Origin of the sequence: Flavobacterium anseongense (assembly GCF_021608185.1) — a bacterium.
In the GTDB taxonomy this organism is placed as follows: domain Bacteria; phylum Bacteroidota; class Bacteroidia; order Flavobacteriales; family Flavobacteriaceae; genus Flavobacterium; species Flavobacterium anseongense.
In genome coordinates, this window is the sequence record NZ_JAKIHN010000007.1 from 90534 (window position 1) to 109973 (window position 19440).

17 protein-coding genes are annotated in these 19440 nt (G+C 31.8%); 13 read left to right on the forward strand and 4 right to left on the reverse strand.

The genetic code is table 11. The features are described from left to right. Positions 1-232: 232 nt before the first annotated feature. From dcm to L1S35_RS10610, 4 genes are all read left to right on the forward strand, one after another. Positions 233-1591 (forward strand): DNA (cytosine-5-)-methyltransferase, encoded by a 1359-nt coding sequence (gene dcm / locus L1S35_RS10595; protein WP_236400457.1) that lies wholly within the window; start codon positions 233-235, stop codon positions 1589-1591. After that, complete coding sequence (locus L1S35_RS10600; protein ID WP_236400459.1) at positions 1584-2522, forward strand: hypothetical protein; 939 nt, start codon at positions 1584-1586, stop codon at positions 2520-2522. The genes dcm and L1S35_RS10600 overlap by 8 nt, the downstream gene beginning before the upstream one ends. An 84-nt stretch (positions 2523-2606) precedes the next feature. Beyond that, positions 2607-3347: a PDDEXK family nuclease gene (locus L1S35_RS10605; protein ID WP_236400461.1), complete on the forward strand. Its 741-nt coding sequence runs from the start codon at positions 2607-2609 to the stop codon at positions 3345-3347. Then, positions 3320-4327 carry a DNA double-strand break repair nuclease NurA gene (locus L1S35_RS10610; RefSeq protein ID WP_236400462.1) on the forward strand — a complete coding sequence of 336 codons (1008 nt, stop codon included), beginning with the start codon at positions 3320-3322 and terminating at the stop codon, positions 4325-4327. Before L1S35_RS10605 ends, L1S35_RS10610 begins: the two co-directional genes overlap by 28 nt. Here L1S35_RS10610 and L1S35_RS10615 read toward each other — a convergent pair whose 3' ends face one another. From L1S35_RS10615 to L1S35_RS10630, 4 genes are read right to left on the reverse strand one after another with little or no spacing between them, the layout of a single operon-like run. Next, positions 4328-5191: a hypothetical protein gene (locus L1S35_RS10615; RefSeq protein WP_236400464.1), complete on the reverse strand. Its 864-nt coding sequence runs from the start codon at positions 5189-5191 to the stop codon at positions 4328-4330. Next, complete coding sequence (locus L1S35_RS10620; RefSeq protein WP_236400466.1) at positions 5191-7377, reverse strand: hypothetical protein; 2187 nt, start codon at positions 7375-7377, stop codon at positions 5191-5193. The genes L1S35_RS10615 and L1S35_RS10620 overlap by 1 nt, the downstream gene beginning before the upstream one ends. After that, positions 7370-7543, reverse strand: coding sequence for a hypothetical protein (locus tag L1S35_RS10625; protein ID WP_236400468.1), 174 nt, complete (start codon positions 7541-7543; stop codon positions 7370-7372). Before L1S35_RS10625 ends, L1S35_RS10620 begins: the two co-directional genes overlap by 8 nt. Continuing rightward, entirely contained in the window at positions 7540-9120 is a 1581-nt protein-coding gene (locus L1S35_RS10630) for an ATP-binding protein (protein WP_236400470.1), read from the reverse strand. The genes L1S35_RS10625 and L1S35_RS10630 overlap by 4 nt, the downstream gene beginning before the upstream one ends. A gap of 497 nt (positions 9121-9617) precedes the next feature. Between L1S35_RS10630 and L1S35_RS10635 the strand changes: the two genes are divergently transcribed. The 9 genes from L1S35_RS10635 (at position 9618) to L1S35_RS10675 (ending at position 19389) form a co-directional block, all read left to right on the forward strand. Next, the gene (locus tag L1S35_RS10635; RefSeq protein ID WP_236400472.1) at positions 9618-10115 is read left to right on the forward strand and encodes a hypothetical protein; all 498 of its coding nucleotides are present in this window, start codon (positions 9618-9620) and stop codon (positions 10113-10115) included. Positions 10116-10275: 160 nt separating this feature from the next. Then, positions 10276-11259, forward strand: a complete 984-nt coding sequence (locus L1S35_RS10640) for a hypothetical protein (protein WP_236400474.1) — start codon at positions 10276-10278, stop codon at positions 11257-11259. A 727-nt stretch (positions 11260-11986) separates the two neighbouring features. Next, complete coding sequence (locus tag L1S35_RS10645; RefSeq protein ID WP_236400475.1) at positions 11987-12682, forward strand: phosphoadenylyl-sulfate reductase; 696 nt, start codon at positions 11987-11989, stop codon at positions 12680-12682. Positions 12683-12718: 36 nt separating this feature from the next. Beyond that, entirely contained in the window at positions 12719-13624 is a 906-nt protein-coding gene (gene cysD, locus L1S35_RS10650; RefSeq protein ID WP_236400477.1) for a sulfate adenylyltransferase subunit CysD, read from the forward strand. 160 nt (positions 13625-13784) lie between these two features. Then, positions 13785-15017 (forward strand): sulfate adenylyltransferase subunit 1, encoded by a 1233-nt coding sequence (locus tag L1S35_RS10655; protein WP_236400479.1) that lies wholly within the window; start codon positions 13785-13787, stop codon positions 15015-15017. A gap of 2 nt (positions 15018-15019) precedes the next feature. Then, positions 15020-15835, forward strand: coding sequence for a serine O-acetyltransferase EpsC (epsC, locus tag L1S35_RS10660; RefSeq protein ID WP_236400481.1), 816 nt, complete (start codon positions 15020-15022; stop codon positions 15833-15835). 124 nt (positions 15836-15959) lie between these two features. Further along, positions 15960-16871 (forward strand): cysteine synthase A, encoded by a 912-nt coding sequence (gene cysK, locus L1S35_RS10665; RefSeq protein ID WP_236400483.1) that lies wholly within the window; start codon positions 15960-15962, stop codon positions 16869-16871. A 51-nt stretch (positions 16872-16922) separates the two neighbouring features. Continuing rightward, entirely contained in the window at positions 16923-17741 is an 819-nt protein-coding gene (gene cobA, locus L1S35_RS10670) for a uroporphyrinogen-III C-methyltransferase (protein WP_236400485.1), read from the forward strand. Then, positions 17731-19389, forward strand: coding sequence for a diflavin oxidoreductase (locus L1S35_RS10675; RefSeq protein WP_236400487.1), 1659 nt, complete (start codon positions 17731-17733; stop codon positions 19387-19389). The genes cobA and L1S35_RS10675 overlap by 11 nt, the downstream gene beginning before the upstream one ends. Positions 19390-19440: the final 51 nt, after the last annotated feature.

Sequence of the window (19440 nt, forward strand, 5' to 3'; positions counted from 1 at the left end):
AATATACTCGTCTGCTGACTTTGTTCCAACATGTGAAAGATAATTAACCTCATTAGTTTTGATTATAGTTCAAAAGACAAATGATAATAACTAATTTAATGTGTTTTAACCTAAAACAAAACCTATTATCTAGATTAATTTTGTTAACAACTAGATAATTATATTAGACTTTTAGGCTCTCTTTTTTTTATTTTTGGTAGTGAAAAATATTTTCGATTAAATAAGTATAATTTTGGACAATAAAGAAATTAGGGTAATAGAATTATTCGCAGGAGTAGGAGGATTTAGGATAGGTTTAGAGGGATACAATGGCAAATCTGCATCATCTAACTTTAATAAAAAAATGTCATCTAACTATAATGTTATATGGAGCAATCAATTCGAACCATTAACTCCAAATAATCAGTATGCTTCAATAGTTTATGAAGCCAAATTTGGAAAAGAAGGACATTCAAATCAAGATATTGAAAAAGTAATTGAAACAAACTTTGATAGCATTCCAAATCATGATTTATTAGTTGGGGGATTTCCCTGTCAAGATTATTCTGTTGCCACAACATTAAAAAACTCCAAAGGGCTAATAGGAAAAAAAGGAGTTTTATGGTGGAGCATTTATTCTATCATTAAAAAAAAAGAAAAAGATAAACCTAAATTTCTATTTTTAGAAAATGTAGATCGTCTTTTAGTTTCCCCATCTTTGCAAAGAGGGCGAGATTTTGCTGTCATTTTAAGCTGTTTATACGAACAAGGTTATGCAGTAGAGTGGAGAATAATTAACGCCGCTGACTATAGCATGCCTCAAAGAAGAAAGAGAATTTATATTATAGCATATCATCAAAGTTCTTCGATATACAAGAAAATTATTTCCTGTACACCTAAAGATTGGATTTTAAACAAAGGAGTTCTTGGAAAAGCCTTTCCTGTTCTAAAAAATGAATTGGATTCAAATAGAGGTTGTATTTCTAATGACCCGAAAATAGTGTCCGATGAATTTAATAAAGGAAAAAAAGTGAGCCCTTTTTTCAATAGTGGTCTTTTTCTAAACGGTGAGTTTACAACATTTAAAACTAAACCTGAAATAAGGCCTCTTTACCCATTAAAAAAAATATTACAAAATATTAATGATGTATCATATGATTTTTACATATCACCAGAGTTAAAATTAAAAAAAGAATTAGAGAAAAAACAAATTGATTCTGAAACAATATATATTAAAAATGAATTAGATATGTGGAAATATCTAAAAGGAAAGAAGAAAGAAGAACGTATTAATAAAATTAATGGTTTTAAGTACAAATATGCTGAGGGTTCAATGACTTTCCCGGATGATTTAGACAAACCTTCTAGAACAATTATTACAGGTGAAGGTGGCAAATCACCGTCACGTTTTAAACATGTTATCCAACAAGAAAGTGTATATAGAAGATTAACCCCCATTGAATTAGAAAGGCTAAATATGTTCCCTGATAATCACACAAAATTTGAAGGTATTACTGATTCAAAACGCGCTTTTTTTATGGGTAATGCTTTGGTTGTCGGAGTAATCGAAAAAATTGGACTTGAGCTATTTAAACAAATTAATAATGGATAAACGTAGTGATAGAGTCCAACCTACAAGACTTTCAACAGATTTTTTTCCGTTAGACATTCATAAATCTATGTTTATAAATGATTTAACAGTCACTATACCATCTTCTTACGTAAAGATGTGGGGTGATAAAGTGTTAAAAAATCATAATAAAAACAACCGTCTTTGGGAAATTGATATTAATTATGAGTCACCAAAAGAATTAGGAAAACAAAAGCATGTTTTTAAAGCTAAATTGACCTTATCTTTCATTAAAAAAAGAAATCAAGTAAGTAGCTATAGACTTAAGTGGGACAACGGATTTGCTGTTCAATTGGCAAAGGATTATCCTAAAAGTTTTGTAAGATCTTTAGAATTTCATATCGGAGACGAACATTATAAAGAATTAAGATATACCGAATTTGATATTGGTGGATTTAAGGAACAAGTGCAAGTTAAAATTGAGTGGAAAAATAATCTTCCGCAAGTAACAATAAAAGAGTTTTTTAGAGTTAGAGATGAATCTCAAGGGTTTCCAAAAGTTTTCAAAGAACTTAGTTCCTATTTAATTGCTGATTACTTATTGAGCTCTGAGGAAGAAATGTTGAGAAGAATCCAAGTTTCTCAATGGAAACCAAGGTCAGAAATATCAAGTGAATTAAATGAAAATAATATTTATTTACTTTTAAATCGAGAAACAAAAGAAATTTATTTCGGTGAAACTAAACAATCATTATCGAAAAGATATCCAGTAACACAAAAACATCACACATTTGATGAATGGAACGAATTTTCAGTAATAAAATTACCTCCTGAAACGTCAGACCATACACGTTTACTTATTGAACGTATATTAATAGCAACTGGTTCTAAATTATTCTCTAACAATCTTTATCCAGAAGTTCCAATTTTGGAAAAACATGTTAGTTTAACTCTAAGAAATAAAAAGAAATAATAGTTTAATAAAAATAAAGCGCATGTGTTTGAAAACTAATAAAAAATAGTATTATTTAAGATGTTAAAGTAATTTTTTATAAAAATGGGTAAAAGTTATAATTTAATAATAAACGAAATAGAAAAATTAATAGTTTCTAAAAATATTTTCGATATAATTAATTTAGAAAAAGACAATATTTACAACAAGTCTGCAGTATCATTGCTAGTAAAAAAATATATAAATGAAAACTGTTTATATAATTTGAACATCATAAATGATTATAATATTAAATTAAAGTTTGTATCTGTAGATAGTAATTATAAATGTTATGAAGCTATGTCTTTTACAAATGATTCTCTTTATAATATTATGTTTGAAAAATGGGATAGCAAAGATCCATTTGAAATAGCTTCATTAAAAAAAGACTTAGAATTTAGTTACTTATTTATTCCTATAATTAAAGAAAAAAGAAGCGGATTATTTAATAATTTCATGGATTGGAAAATAGGAGATTTAAGCTTTTGGAAACCTAATGATGAAATTTTAAGCTTGATAGGGAAAGAATGGAATGATGTTAAAAATACTATTCAAAGTGGAATTATTATAGAGCAGGTTAAATATGGAAGTATCTATAGGAATAACAATAATTTACCTAAACAATCAGAAACTAAATATATACATTTAAGACCTCATGGAAAGGATAGTCGTGATATAGATATTAAATATTTTGATTATACCAATAGGACTATAGAAATTACTAAACAATCATTTTGGCTGAATAAAAGTTTTATTAACCAGCTACTAAATAATAATAAATGGAAAATGAATTTAAAGGGAGAATAATTTTTTCAGATAATTATCAATCAACAATTGATTCGATTAAATTAATAAGCAGTTCTATCGGTAATAAGGCATCTATAATTAAGTCAAGTAAAGATTCTATTGATATTTCAAATGATTCAGATATAAGAATAATATCGGGTTATGAAAAAGAATCTAAAATCAAAAATGAAAATTTATTTCCATCAAAAATTTTAGCTGCATATGATGAATCAATATTAGAATTAAATTCATTAGAAGGAAAAGTAAGGTGCATTGCTCATAGTGCAGTTATACAAAATGAAATGGAATATATACCAGCGGCTTATGTAACTTTAAAATTTTACACAAAATCAAACCTTGTTTCTGCTAAGGCAACAGAATTTTCAGATATAATACAAAGTAATGATATAACATCAGAAATTACAAAAGAATATATTAAAGAAAGAGAATACTTTTTATCTAAAGCATCTCCTGTTGATTCTCTAATATTCATCGATGGCTCAATGTTTTCTGGAGCATCAACTAGTGGAAATTTCATATTAATAGACCAACTTCTTTCTAAAAACTGCAGACCAATATTTTTTGTAAAAAACAGCGAAAGCACTATAATTACTGAAAGATTTGAATTTGCAAAGGGCTATAATTCTGATTTACACTGGGCTTATGTTAATTTAAATCCAGGAGAAATTTCCCCAGTATTTGCTTATACATCAAAAGAAGGAAGAAGCAAAGCAATGTGCTTTATTAAAATATATGACAAAAGAAGTCCTGTTAGGATTGAATTCCCTTTAAAAGCATTTGAAGAAGGTTGGTATGGTGATGATGTTTTTGATTTGATTTTTTATCAATTTTTAGCGAATGGTAGCTCCAACAACATGCAACCTAGAATAATACAAGTTTCAGAAATGTATGCTAGAGAAATATTAAAGTCAACTAACTTGTATAAAGAAATTGAAAAAATGGGACTAACAAAAAGCATGAATGAAGAAAGAGGATTTTAACTATCCCTTAAGTTCTTCTACTATCAATTTATTTATTCCTTTTGATATTTCTCCTAACTCCATAGTCATTTTAAACTCTAATTCTCTTAAAGCATCATAAAACATTTCATTAACAATTAATCTATTTTCTCCAGTATACTTTTCTAAAATTAAATCTAATAAATAGTTTACATTTTTTCGCTTAGTTAAATCCAGAAAATACTTATAACCATTGAAGTTATAAATTGGCGTTTTTGAAAGATCTACAATATTTGTAATAAACTTTCTAAAGCTAGAGTCTTTCCCTGTCTCCCATCCTATTTTTTTACCTAAGGAAATACTATTTTTTTCCATTTCTTTTTCAATAGACATTAAAAAATTATGGTAGTTTTTCAATTTTTCATGTGACAAACCTTCAGAATTAAATAAATGTTGCTCATTATCAGCACCATAAACAAGTAGAAATATACACCAAATTTTTTCTTGACTTTTAAGTGTCAGTGGTTTTTCAAGTTGAAAATTGTTTGTGTCAAAAGCTATAAAAACATTTGTGATACTATAATTTTTCAAAGAGTAAAACTTATACATTCCAGCTGTACCAATAAATATTTTCTCATTATTTAATAAATTGCCTCTAATAATATATTTATTTTCTATACATTCTTTAATAATTTCATTTGAGTAAAAGTATTTCAATTCATCTATTGAAATAGCACCTTTAATCATCAAGTTATTTAAATCATTATTATTCTTTTTTAAAGACATTATAGTTTTTAAAACATCAACTTCGTTAGTACCTTCAAAATAAAAAATTTCTTTAGCCTTTAAATTATCTACAAAAGTATTACTCAAGTTAAGGTATAATTTTTCTAAAAATTCTTCCATTAGTATTCATTAATTTTTATTCCATCAGAATTTGGACTTGTAAATAACGCAATTACAAGTCTGTTTTGATTCTCAAGATTTTTTATTGATTCGATAACTTGGTCAAGCGCATTTTGAGCCATATTACCAATCTCATCAAGTAAAACAACTACATATTTCCCCTCTACATTATCAATGCGTTGTTTCAAATAATTAGCACTTGCTAGACCTGTAGAAACATCTAATTTCTTAATGATTATATTATTTTCACAATGAAACTCCTGCTTAATCATATCATAAAAATAAAGTTTAATGAACTTACCATCTGGACGTAACAATTTATTGTCCATAGAATATGCAATAATTTTACCAGCTAATTCCATGAATTTAATATCTTTTTCGTGCTTAAATTCAGTTAGTTTAGATGATTCGATTTTAGAAATTAGTTCATCATATTTCTTTAAGTTTGATATTATTTGCTTTAACATTCTATCAAAACTCTCTATAACCTTCTTTTGTCCAGAATTGTATTTTGATGGTTTTCGTTTATCTTCTATTTCTAAAGCTTTTAGATTAAAATTATAATTTCCAACTAATTGCACAGTTTCAGAATCTAGAACTCTTATTTTTTTCTCAATTTCATTTATAGAATTATTAATATTCTCAAGTAGTTTTGAATCTGTGATTGATTTTTCAATACTATATTTAAATCCAGCTATTTTATCAACTGAATTAATTAATTCTAAATCTGAAATCTCTAGCTCTTTAGCGCAAAGGCCAGTTGTAATTGCGAAATCATTTTTCAATGACTTTTGGGAGTTTAATAAGGTGTCTAATTCGGCTTTTATTTTATAGTATTTTCCATCATCTTCTATAAACTTTTTTTTGTTTTCATTAATCAATTTAATTTTGGTACGCATAAATTGAGTTAAATCCCCATTAATTGAAGTTAAATCCTTAATTAAAAATGACTTCAATTCATCATAGTTTTTCACTTTGTGTTTACTAACTAAATCTTGTAGTTGTTTTTTGAATTTATTAGAATCTAAATCAATTTCATCTTTCAATAAATAATCTATATTATTTTCAATTAAATCTTCCAATAAATGTAGAAATTGTGAATATGAATTATGTATTAAATAGGTCTTATCATTCTTCTTTTCATTAATAAAATTAACTATTGCTTCTTTTAACTTATCTACACTTTTTTTAAAATTAGCTTGTTTAGTAAGGTAATCCGTATTATCATCGAACAAATCTAGCCTAATATCTGTTTCTCTAATTTTACAATAATCTTTATTTAAGGTAGTGTCATTTGTAATAAGATCATTAACCTCATTTTCATTATTAATGTATCCAATAAATTGCCCGATAGTTTTTTTTAACCTACTCTCTATGTCAACTAGTTCTTTATTTAATTGCTCAATTAGACTTGAGTCTTTTTTTTCAAGTTTTGCCGGTTTTGGTGCTAGTTTAAATTCTTTTTGTTTTTTAGCAATTGAAAGTTCTAATCTATTACTTGTCTCAATTAATGAAATAAGATTTTTTAAATTTTTTAAAATAATCAATTTTTTTAATTGACTAGATTCAGTCTCTTGTCTAACCTTATTTTTTTTTATATCAATTTCTAGTTCTTTAATCTTTTTATTTAAAATTTCAATTTTAGACTCATTTCTAACGTTGTCAAATTCCTTAGAAATTTCAAAAATATGCCTAGCAACTTTTTCAAATTTATTTTTCAAGTTAGTATTCCAATTATTTAAATCCTTAATTACAGCATTTAACCTTTCACTTGGATTTGAAGGAACATCATATATTATCGATAATTCATCATGAAGGACTTTATAACTTATAGGAGCCCCATTGTTTATTTGTATTAGTTTACCTCTTCCCTTTTCTTTAGTTAATGACAAAACTCTATTATCTGGTAAATCAATATCTATATTATATTCTAACGAATAAGACTTTGTATCATCATAACGTTTAATAGATTCCTTAATTGAATTTAAAATTTTCGTGTCATCTAATTTATCGGCATCCAATCCATAAGCTAACAAATTCAAAATAAATGTTTTACCGTAACTATTATCAGCAGTAATTTCAAAAATTTTATTATTTGAATTTACTATGGGGTCTATGAATTCCTTCCTTGGAGTAAAACTAATTTGCTCCCCTATAATTTCTAAATTATAATCTATCCTATTCATTACTTGTTAATTTATCTAGTAAATCATCACAATCTATTTCTTTTTCATCCTGCATAAATAATTTTTCCAAAATATTCATAACATCCTCATCATTAATTATTTCATTTAAATCATCTTTGAAAAGTTCAAAAAGTTCCTTTTTAAATTTATCTTCTTTATTTATCATAAAACACCAGATTTAGAGAGTGGAAATTTAGCTAACTTAAGTTGTGGTAACCCATGAATATTAGTAATACAATATCCTGATTTCATAGACTGAATATCTTCAGGGCTAATCCCATTAATTTTTTTATTATATTCATCTGTTTTAAACATAAATTTAGTGTTTATAACAGACGATAAACCACTTGGTATATCATTTATATTTTGTGATGAAAAAATAACGCCAATTTTTTTACTTCTACCAACCCTACAAATAGTATCTAAATCACCTAACGCATTTTTTGAAGCAGATGAATTATAAAATTGATGAACTTCATCGATTATTATCAATATTGGTACATCATTATTTTTTTCGGTTTTTGCTTTAACAATTCTATTCAATAAATAACGTAAAGCTATTGACCCAAACTCTATACTTCTTGCAACATTAATTACTGTCATTTTGCCTTCTTGCAAAATGTCTTCGGCATCTATTTCGTCACCATGTTCATTTTCAAAGTATTGATTAGCATTTTTCAATCTATTAAACATTGCAGATGCTGTTGAAGGATTTAATGAAGTAGTGCTCTCTCTACCTGCAACATCTAATGTATTATAATTATTATCTTCGTTGCGACAATTTTCTAAAAAATCAAGAAATTGTGAATATTTGCCATTTTTATTATTTTCTTGCCAATACCTAAAAATATCGGGTAATGACTGTGAAGCCAATTCTGTCAAATTTTCAACTATCCCAAGTAAAGCTTCTGGGTCAATTTTACTTGCATTTAAAGTTATGGGTCTACAAAATTCTTTTGAGACACCTTGTGATGTTAAAATATTTATATTTTCATGTGCACTATATAATATTTCATAATTGCTAACTCCAGCAGCTTCTAGTCCAAGAGATTTCCATTCGTTTTTAGCTTCAATATTATTTGTCAATGTCGGCTTATCCATGTTTAAGAAATCTACATCTTTAACATTGATAGCTAAAACACAACCAAATCGATTAATTCCATCTGAAATAATTTTACTTTCAATAAAATGCTGTGCTAAATATTTTGTAGCAACCGTCTTTCCAGAACCGGTCTTTCCAGTTATCTGAATTTGATGCCAATACACATCTTCAGGTATTCTTAATTTTACAGGAACTTGATTTACATCATTTATCTTCTGACATCTTGAAGTATGTACTGTAGCAGGAAAAATATATGGTCCATTATTATTAACTGAATCAGTGGCTTTTAATATTTCCTCCTCATTAGACAATCTAGCCAATGATTGAGGCTTGATATAATCTACTAATCCATCTTCCCTTTGTGTTATATCAAAAATTCTATGAGCTGTAATTTGATTTTTACACTCTCTATCAGCCTCAAGCAAACCTAAGTTCAAATCAGCTAAAAGAGGACTAGGTGAATATATTGCCGTTTGCTCACTCTCTTCAACTCTTAATACAAATTTTCTTGTATCGTTAATGTCACTCAAAGACATGTCAACAGTCAAATAACTACCTTTTGGTAATAATCCTGAATTCGAGGATTTTTTTGAAGTGAGTATTATTTTTCCTGTTTTTTCATAAAGAACAATCCATTTCATTTGGTTTCGTTTGGTTAGTTTTTTGTTATTAAGAAGTGAATTAAATTTATATACAAGTATATGATAATTTATGAACAAAATAACTATTAATAATGTATAATATAAGTATTTTTCTATATTTAAAATAATATTTTTATGTTTTCATCTTATATCAATACACTATCTTTTTAAAAAAGATGATAAATTATTTTTTAGATTAATATCACACAAAATATTTTGTTAAAAACATAAAACCACATGAGTGTAATCAAAGAAATCTTCGATTTTGCTGCATCGGTCACTAAAGCAGCAGATTTAAAACATACGAAAAAAAACCAATTGAGTTTCAAAAACGTAATAAATTACAAATCCTACTGATGATTTGTAAGAAATAATTCTTATTTTTGAGAAAGAAAAAGCGAAACGAACCTTCTTATATTTAATTCTTTTGATTTGGTTTTGAGAAGGTTAGTTTTGGATATAGGCAAGTTAGTGTCAATTTTAAAAACCTACACTCGATGAGAGAAAAGATATTTGAAAAAAGAAGTGAAAATCCAAATTTGGATCATTTAATGTCGTTATTTGGAAATGAGATAATGGCTGCTTTTATTAATGGCCATCTAATAATTGAATCTTTATTAGTTCAATTTATAGAACATAAAACAGGAAGTGATGAAAGGTTATCAAAATTGAACTTCCCAAACAAAGTAAAAAAATGTGTTGAATTGGAATATTTTGACGAGAAGATTGAAGTCTTTTTATTAATGATTAATGACATTAGAAATAATTATGCACACAATTTGGGATATATATTAACTTTTGATGAACTATTTCTATTAGCAGAAAATGCAGGACAAGCTGGAATTGATTTTTCTGATGAAACAATATATCTTGATAAGGAGCTTTCAAGAGAATGGTATGGAGAACATGGAATAATTCAAGAAATATTTCAAAATACAGCAATGGACTTATCGTTCATAATGGAAAGTCATGGTGGAGAATTTATTTTTTGCTAATACTGCACTATCAGAGGTTTGCAGTCATGACTGGTTTAGATTTTCTTAGCAGGAAAATCTAAAAAGGGAAATTGTATATATTTACAACTAACTGTAAGTTTTTGCTACCTCGTGAAGCTTAGTAACGTTAAGTGGCATTGCCAAACAACCTCTTCTAAAAATGAAAAAATATTTATATTACCCGAACTTTGAACCACCAAACACTAATTGGTTAAAATTTGCAATTCTTTACTTTGAGAAATTTGAAAGTATCATACCATTCGAAAGAGAAAATTTAATATCTGATGAATACAGAAAACTAAAAAACGAGACAGACTTAGTTGACTTTTATTCTCCGCAATATTATCAAGGAGAACGAGCAAGTATAAATGCAATTGAAGAAACAGAAAAAATATTTGAAAATAGATATTTAAGAAGCCCATTATTTAATGAGGTTAATATATTTCGAAAATGGCAAGATCAATCAACATGGGATTATTTGATATATGGAGAGAAATTTTCCTTCCATTGGGCAGAATTTTGCGAACACCACAGAATAGGAAGAAGAACTCAAAATGGGTTATTATTACCTAAAACTCTTGCGTTTCTCTACATGACACATTTAGCAAAAGAAATTTCTTTTGAGAGAAACTCTAAAATTATAACTGATAATTTAGAGTTCGATAATTATACAAACTTTGCTAGAATTCAGCCTACCAACAGAAATGTTCGTGATAAATTTTTAAAAGGAGTTATTAACATGCTTGTACCAAGCAATGTGAATGATTTAAGTTTAGATACTCTAATTGCATTTAGAAATGCTAACAGAGAACGAATAACTTCATTAAATAACCATATTACAAGAGTTGAAGATTCAATTGCAAATGGCTTAACCGAAAGAGAGTTTATAGATCAATTTAACAATTCTCTTTCTGAATTTTCAGAGCAAGTATTACTATTAGGTCTTGGAGTCGCTTCTATCCCATTTACAACTTATCTATTAATTAATAATCCAGAAGCCCTGACTGCAGAGTATTCGGAAGAAATTCTTGGGATGTTAGGTATTACATTTGGCGGATATTATGGAGTTAGAAAAGGGCTTTTCGACAGTAGAGAAAACCGTCAATGTAGAAAATACTTTTCAAATTTGCGAAGACTTCAATAGCAACGTCACATAACAGCCATTTGACGCAATAGCTAGTTTAGTTTTTCTCACCTGGAAATTACAAAATTGAAATTTTTGCTTTCTTTTAGAGCCTCCGCTTCCGCACGACTAGAGCAAAGCGACTGGCATAGCACACGAGGCGGAGCCGACTGCCGCAGGAAATTCTTTCGTATTTTGCCGGAAATAGCCAGTATTAAATGCTTTATTTGTGTTTAATACTGGTTATTTCCGGCAAAATATATTTATTAATGATGTATAGATACTATTGCCCTTTGGTAATGCATCATCGCTTTTTATTAAAAAAAAATGTCAATATCGCAATGGCAGGTTGAATTAATCTTTAAAACAATAAAAATTAGAGATTTAATCTAAAAAAATTTGGTTGAAAAGAAAATAAATATATATTTGCCTCATAAATAAAAAGAAAATGATATTTACAGTTTGCAATATGTGTTGTTGTATGGGGAAAATTTCCGCAGAGACGACTATTGCATAATTTTAAATTCTTAAAATAGCAAAAAGCCTCTGCAACGCAGAGGCTTTTTTTTTGTCCATTATTAAATAGTAAAAATGATTTCAAATTCAATAAAATATACCGTTTCAACTTCAGTTTGTTGTATGTGTCTTCTCAAAAAGGAGCCCTAACACTGTAGTTGTATATATCACCAACAAAATAGTATGAGCTCCTTCAATTTGAAGGAGCTTTTTTTATTCAAACCCAATTATAATGAAAAACGATTTAGTAGCAATAGTAGCAGAACATAAGACTTTGGAAGAAAAGCTAAAACACATCTCCGAGAACATCGAGGGTAAAGTTGTTTTCTCCACCAGCTTCGGAATAGAAGATCAGGTAATCTCTCATGCTATTTTTTCACAAAAGATTAAAAGCATTGAAGTATTTACTTTAGATACGGGACGTCTTTTCCCTGAAACCTATTCTGTTTGGGACAAAACGGTATTGCAATACCAAGCCACTATTAAAGCCTACTATCCGAATACCAATACGGTTGAAAATTTTATAAATGCTAATGGAATAAATCCTTTTTACAACTCCGTTGAATTGAGAAAAGAATGCTGCTTTATCAGAAAAGTAGAGCCATTGAACAGAGCTTTAGCAGGTGCAACGGTTTGGATTACCGGCTTACGCGCAGAACAATCTGCTAACAGAAACTCGGTAAAGGAAATAGAATGGGACGAAGAAAAACAACTGTACAAATTCAATCCGTTACTAGACTGGTCTACCGATGATGTAGTGGCCTATTTAAAACAAAATGGAGTTCCCTATAATACATTACACGATAAGGGATTTGTCAGCATCGGCTGCGCTCCGTGTACCAGAGCGATACAACCGGGTGACGATTTCAGAGCAGGTCGTTGGTGGTGGGAAGATCAATCAAAAAAAGAATGTGGATTGCATACATAATTCAATTAAGATAAAAATTAAAAAAATAGAACTAAGATGAGCCAAAAGCACAATTATTTAGAACAATTAGAAAACGAAGCAATTTATATTCTTCGCGAAACAGCTGCGCAATTTGAAAAGCCAGCCTTGCTTTTTTCGGGCGGGAAAGATTCTATCGTTTTAGTACATCTTGCCTTAAAAGCCTTCCGTCCGGGGAAATTTCCTTTTCCGTTGGTGCATATCGATACGGGTCACAATTTCCCGGAAGCCATTGAGTTTAGAGATTATTTAGTCAATAAAATTGGTGAAAAACTAATCGTGGCTTCGGTTGAAGAAAGCATCAAAAAATACGATTTAAAAGAAACCGCGGGTCGTTTCCCTTCGAGAAATGTTTTGCAAACCTATGCGCTTTTAGATGCCATTGAAGAAAATGAATTTGATGCCTGCATTGGTGGCGCACGTCGCGATGAGGAAAAAGCGAGAGCCAAAGAACGTATTTTTTCGGTTCGTGATGATTTCGGACAATGGGATCCAAAATTACAACGCCCTGAGTTATGGGATATCTTGAATGGGAAAGTTAAAAAAGGACATAATGTTCGCGTGTTTCCAATCAGCAATTGGACGGAATTGGACGTGTGGAACTACATTCAGAAATACGATATCGAATTGCCAAACTTATATTTTGCCCACGAAAGAGAATGTATTGTCCATCAGGATAAACTGGTGGCTACTTCAAAATTCATTCAGCCTCTGGAAAATGATGTTGTTGTGGTTGAAAAAGTGCGCTACAGAACCGTTGGCGATATGACCTGCACCGCTGCAGTGCCTTCCGAAGCGACTACAATACAAGACATCATTGATGACATCATTCAAACCCGGGTGAGCGAACGAGGACAAACCCGCTTAGATGATCAATTTTCGGAAGCGGCAATGGAGGATAGGAAGAAGCAGGGGTATTTTTAAAGGAGGGATAAGGGAAAAGGGATAAGGGAAAAGGGAAAAGGGATAAGGGAAAAGGGATAAGTAAAAAGAAAATAGATAATAGAAAAGAGTTGTGTTAACAGACAACCGACAACCGACAACCGACAACCGATAACAGATAACCGATAACAGATAACTAAAAATGAACACATTACGATTTATAACAGCAGGAAATGTAGATGACGGTAAAAGCACCTTAATTGGGCGTCTTTTATACGATTCCGATAGCATTCATACGGATCAATTGGGGATTTTAAAAAAACAAACCAAGCAGGAAGGTGTTGATATCGATTTATCATTAATCACCGATGGTCTTCGTGCTGAACGTGAACAGGGAATTACCATTGACGTGGCCTACAAATATTTTTCTACTAAAAACAGAAAATTTATTATCGCCGATGCACCGGGCCACGAGCAATACACCCGAAACATGATAACCGGTGCTTCGAATTCCGATTTGATTATCATTTTGGTCGATGCCCGAAAAGGAATTACCGAGCAAACCAAACGTCACGCCAGTATTGGTTCGCTAATGGGAATTAAAAAAGCAATCATCGCAGTCAATAAAATTGATTTGCTGAATTATTCTGAAGCGGTCTTTACCCAAATCAAAGCTGATTTTGAAGCCATCAAAACCGAGTTGAATTTTAGTGATGTTAGCTACATCCCTGTAAGTGCCTTAGTGGGCGATAATATTGTCACCAAATCTGAAAACACGCCTTGGTATAACGGTCAGGCGCTCTTAGAAACTTTGGAATCTATTGAAGTGGAAACCACAGAAGATTTGGCTTCCCGATTTCAGGTGCAATGGGTAATTCGTCCCAAAGATGAAGCCAATCACGATTACCGCGGTTATGCCGGTTTGGTTTTGAGTGGCAGCTATAAAGTAGGGGATGCGGTAACCATTTTTCCGGCAAACATCTCCACTACCATTGTGAAGATTGAAAAGAATCTGGAAAGTATTGAAGTAGCAAAAGCAGGCGACAATATCGTATTGCATTTCGAAGACAATATTGATATCAGTCGAGGCGATACAGTGGTTTTATCGGATGAACTACCAACAGAATCCACTCAAATAAACTCTTGGGTTTCCTGGTTAGACAATACGCCTTTGCAATTGGGAAAAACCTATTTGTTACAACACCGATTTAAAAATGTTCGGGTAAAAATCCAGGAAGTAAACCAAAAATGGAATATCAATGATTGGGAATTTACCAAGGAAACAGAAATAAAACTAAATGACATTGCCCAGATAAGTTTGAGAACCAATCAACCATTGTTTTATGATGCGTTTGATAAAAATCCGAAATCAGGGAATGCCATTTTAATAGATGAAACTAGTAATAATACGGTTGGCGCCTTAATGTTTTTATAATTATGTCATATTCAATTTACATCAGAAATCAGGAAAGAACCAGAACTCCTATCGACAAAAGTCAAATCGAAGGTTGGTTAGATGAAGTAATTCATTGGCTGTTTGATATCAATCAGGAGTATCAGAATTACCGGTTTTTTCAAAACAAGGAAAGTCTTATTCAATTAAAGCTTCAGGATATTTTAGGCAAATTAATTGACGACACTAATGAAATCATAGTGAACTCAAATTACTTTTTTGAAAGCATCGAACAAGTTCATTATTTATTAAGTAATGATTTAGATACTATTGTAAGCTTTGACCCGGCAGCAACATCTAAAGAAGAAGTCTTAATAGCGTATCCTGGATTTTTTGCGATTTCGGCTTATCGAATTGCGAATGTTTTTTGGAAACTAAATATTCCAATCATTCCAAGAATCATCACCGAATATGCGCACAGCAGAACCGGGATTGATATTCATCCGGGAGCTGAAATCGGAGAAAATTTCTTTATAGATCACGGCACCGGAATTGTAATTGGGGAAACCTCCAAAATCGGAAAGAACGTTAAAATCTATCAAGGCGTGACACTGGGTGCGTTGTCTGTTTCCAAAGACAGTGCTTCCGAAAAAAGACATCCAACTTTAGAAGACAATGTCACTATTTATGCGAATGCTACCATTTTGGGCGGAAAAACGGTGGTAGGCGCCAATTCGGTTATTGGTGGTAACGTCTGGTTGACGCATTCAATTCCCGAAAGTTCTTTAGTCTATCACAAAAGTGAAATTGAAATAAAGAAGAAAAGCGAGTTTCCGGAAGCGCTTAATTATGTGATTTAAATCAAAAGGGAAAAGGGATGAGGGAAAAGGGAAAAGGGAAAAGAGAAAAGAGAAAAGAGAAAAGAGAAAAGAGAAAAGAGAATAGAACAGGTAAAACACATTAACTAAATAAAAAATAAGTGAGATGAAAGCAAATAATATCTTAGAAACCATTGGAAATACACCGGTTGTAAAAATTAACAGCCTGTACGGTGCCAATAAAAATGTATGGATTAAACTGGAAAGAACCAATCCGGGTAACAGCATCAAAGACAGAATTGCCTTGTCAATGATTGAAGATGCTGAAGCAAAAGGATTATTAAATCCAAATAGCGTCATTATTGAACCAACTTCAGGAAACACCGGAATTGGTTTGGCGTTAGTGGCAGCCGTAAAAGGCTATAAAGTGGTTTTGGTAATGCCCGAATCGATGAGCGTGGAACGCCGAAAATTGATGGAAATCTACGGAGCCGAATTCGATTTAACACCACGTGAAAAAGGAATGAAAGGGGCCATTGAAAGAGCAGCCGAATTAGTAGCGCAAACGCCAAATGCCTGGTCGCCGTCGCAATTTAACAATCCGGCCAATGTAAAAGTACACAGAGAAACTACAGCAAAAGAAATTTTAGCCGATTTCCCTAACGGATTGGATTATATCATTACCGGTGTTGGAACAGGCGGGCATATTTCCGGCGTGGCTGAAGTAGTAAAAGCAAAATTTCCGAATGTAAAAGTGATTGCGGTTGAACCTGAATTATCTCCGGTTTTAAGTGGTGGTAGTCCATCGCCACACCCAATTCAGGGAATCGGAGCCGGTTTTGTTCCTGAAAATTATCACGGAAAATTTATCGATGAGGTGATTCAGGTATCCAAAGACGAAGCCTTTGAATACACCAGAAAAATTGCCAAACAGGAAGGGATTTTAGTCGGAATTTCAACCGGTGCTTCTTTAGCTGCCGTAGCCAAAAAAGTAGCCTCATTACCGGATGATGCCGTAGTGTTAACCTTTAACTATGATACGGGCGAGCGTTATCTTTCGATTGAAGGATTGTTCTAAAAAACACTACTATTTTATAAGTGAAATAGCCCCAACTTTAAAAAGAATACCATGATACAGAAGATAAAAACAGGAAAAGTTATTTTGGCCGGAGCCGGTCCGGGAGATCCCGATTTGATAAGTGTTAAAGCATTAAAATACCTGCAAACTGCCGATGTTGTTTTAACAGACAGATTAGTGTCTCCAGTACTAATTCAGGAAAATGCCCGAAAAGATGCAGAAGTAATCTATGTTGGGAAACAATGCTCCAAAGGCATTCATACCCCACAAAAAGACATTAATGAATTGATGGTTGAATTGGCACTTCAGGGGAAATTAGTACTGCGATTAAAAGGCGGAGATGCTTCCTTGTTTTCTAATGTATTAGATGAGTTGGAGGCTGTTAAGCACTATAAAATTCCATACGAAATCATTCCGGGAATTTCAGCGGCTTTTGGAGCAGCAGCCTATACAGGTATACCGCTGACGGCAAGAGGATTTTCAAGAGGCGTTCGATTTTTAACCTTGTATGATTTAAATACAGTAACACAAAATCAATGGCAGGATTGGGCAACCACCGAAGATACTTTGGTTTTTTATATGAGTGGCCAACGGTTAAATGTTTTATCAAAGCAACTTTTGAATTATGGAATTGATACTTCAAAAGGAATTGCTGTGGTGCAACAAGCCACTACGCCAAATCAAAAAACAAGCGTGTTTTCTTTTGAGGCTATTCAAACAAAAGCTTTGCCTGAATTTGAATTTGTACCAACATTATTGATCATTGGAAAAGTCGTGAATCTACACCAGCAATATGCCTGGTTCACAGAAAATGATTCAAATGAATCCTATTTCGATAACCACATAACAACCCTACAAGATGCTATCTAAAACAAAATTTTCACTATTACAACAGTTCGTACAAAGTGCTTCTAAAGAAGAGCTTATCTGGACAAATGGCTACCTGGCCGGGTTTTTAGATGGGAGTCATTTAGATGGTTCTGCTGCAGAAAACGCGATTCCGGCGGTTGCCCTTAAACCCTTAATTATCTACGGAACTGAAACCGGAAATTCTAAAAAAATTGCTTCCAATCTATTGGCTTCTTTCAAGAAGAATAAAATTCAGGCAAAAGCGATTGATGTCTTTCAATACGATGTAACCAAATTGGAAAAAGAAAATCTGGTATTGTTCATCATGAGTACGCAGGGCGAAGGCGAGTTTCCTCAAAATGCGGTAGCTTTTTATGAGAAATTAAAAGCTTCCGAAGTGAATTTGGGTGCTGTTTCCTATGCCGTTTTAGGCCTTGGTGATTCATCGTATCCACTATTTTGCCATGCCGGAGTTTTGCTGGATGAAGTCTTAGCCGAAAAAGGAGCAAAACGACTATTGCCATTACTAAAATCAGATGTCGATTACTCGGAAACAGTTGCGATTTGGGAAAGTGATTTGCAAAAAGTATTTCAAAATATCGGTTCATTGACCCCAACAGAAGTAAAACCTTCAACTACCGCAACTACTTCTAACAAAACAAATTATTTAGGGAAAATCAGCCATAAAATCGTATTGAATGATAACGGTTCTAACAAAGAAACCTATCATATCGAAATTGAATCGGAGGATGAAATCGTTTATGAACCGGGTGATGCTTTAGGTGTTTTTCCAAAAAACAAGGAAGCCGAAATCAAAGCCATTGCAGCCTATTTCGGGGAAGAAAATTATTCCATTCTGGCAGATAAGAACATCAGAGGTTTGTCTAAGAAATCGTTGGATGCCTTTGCAAACTTATTTGAAATTGAAATCAGTGAAGACAAAGCTAACTTATTAGATATCATCCAAAAATACCAACCTAAAAAGGTATCATTAGATGAAGTCATTGCATTGCTTCATAAAATTGCTCCAAGGCTATATTCTATTTCGTCCTCTTCAGAAGCACATGACGGACAGGTACATTTAACGGTGAATCTGAACAAATTCGAAGTGGATGGCGAAATTAAAACAGGCTTGGCTTCAGAATTTTTGGCTGAGTTTCCATTAGACGAGGAACTTGAATTTTATATTCATAAAAATCAAAACTTCCGATTGCCTAATGAAGATACCGATATCATCATGATTGGTCCCGGAACCGGAATTGCGCCTTTCAGAAGCTTTTTAGCCGAAAGAGATGCCACCGGAGCCGAAGGCAAAAACTGGTTGTTTTTTGGAGAGCAACATTTTGTCTTAGATTTTTATTATCAAACCGAAATTCAGGAATGGATTACCACCGGAGTACTGACCAAATTAGATACGGCTTTCTCAAGAGACCAGGAACGTAAAATTTATGTACAGGACAGAATCCGTGAAAAGGCAAAAGAATTTAATGCCTGGTTAGAGAACGGTTCGAGTATTTATATCTGCGGACAAAAATACCCAATGAGTCAGGATGTTGAACAAGCGATTGTTGAAGTCATTGCGCAGGAACGAAATATTACAGAAGAGCAAGCCAAACACGTTTTGGAAGAATTAGAAAATCAAGGAAAATATCAAAAAGACGTGTATTAAAACCTCCCCCAACCCCTTCAAAGGAGGGGAGTTTTGAAAACGTATAAAATA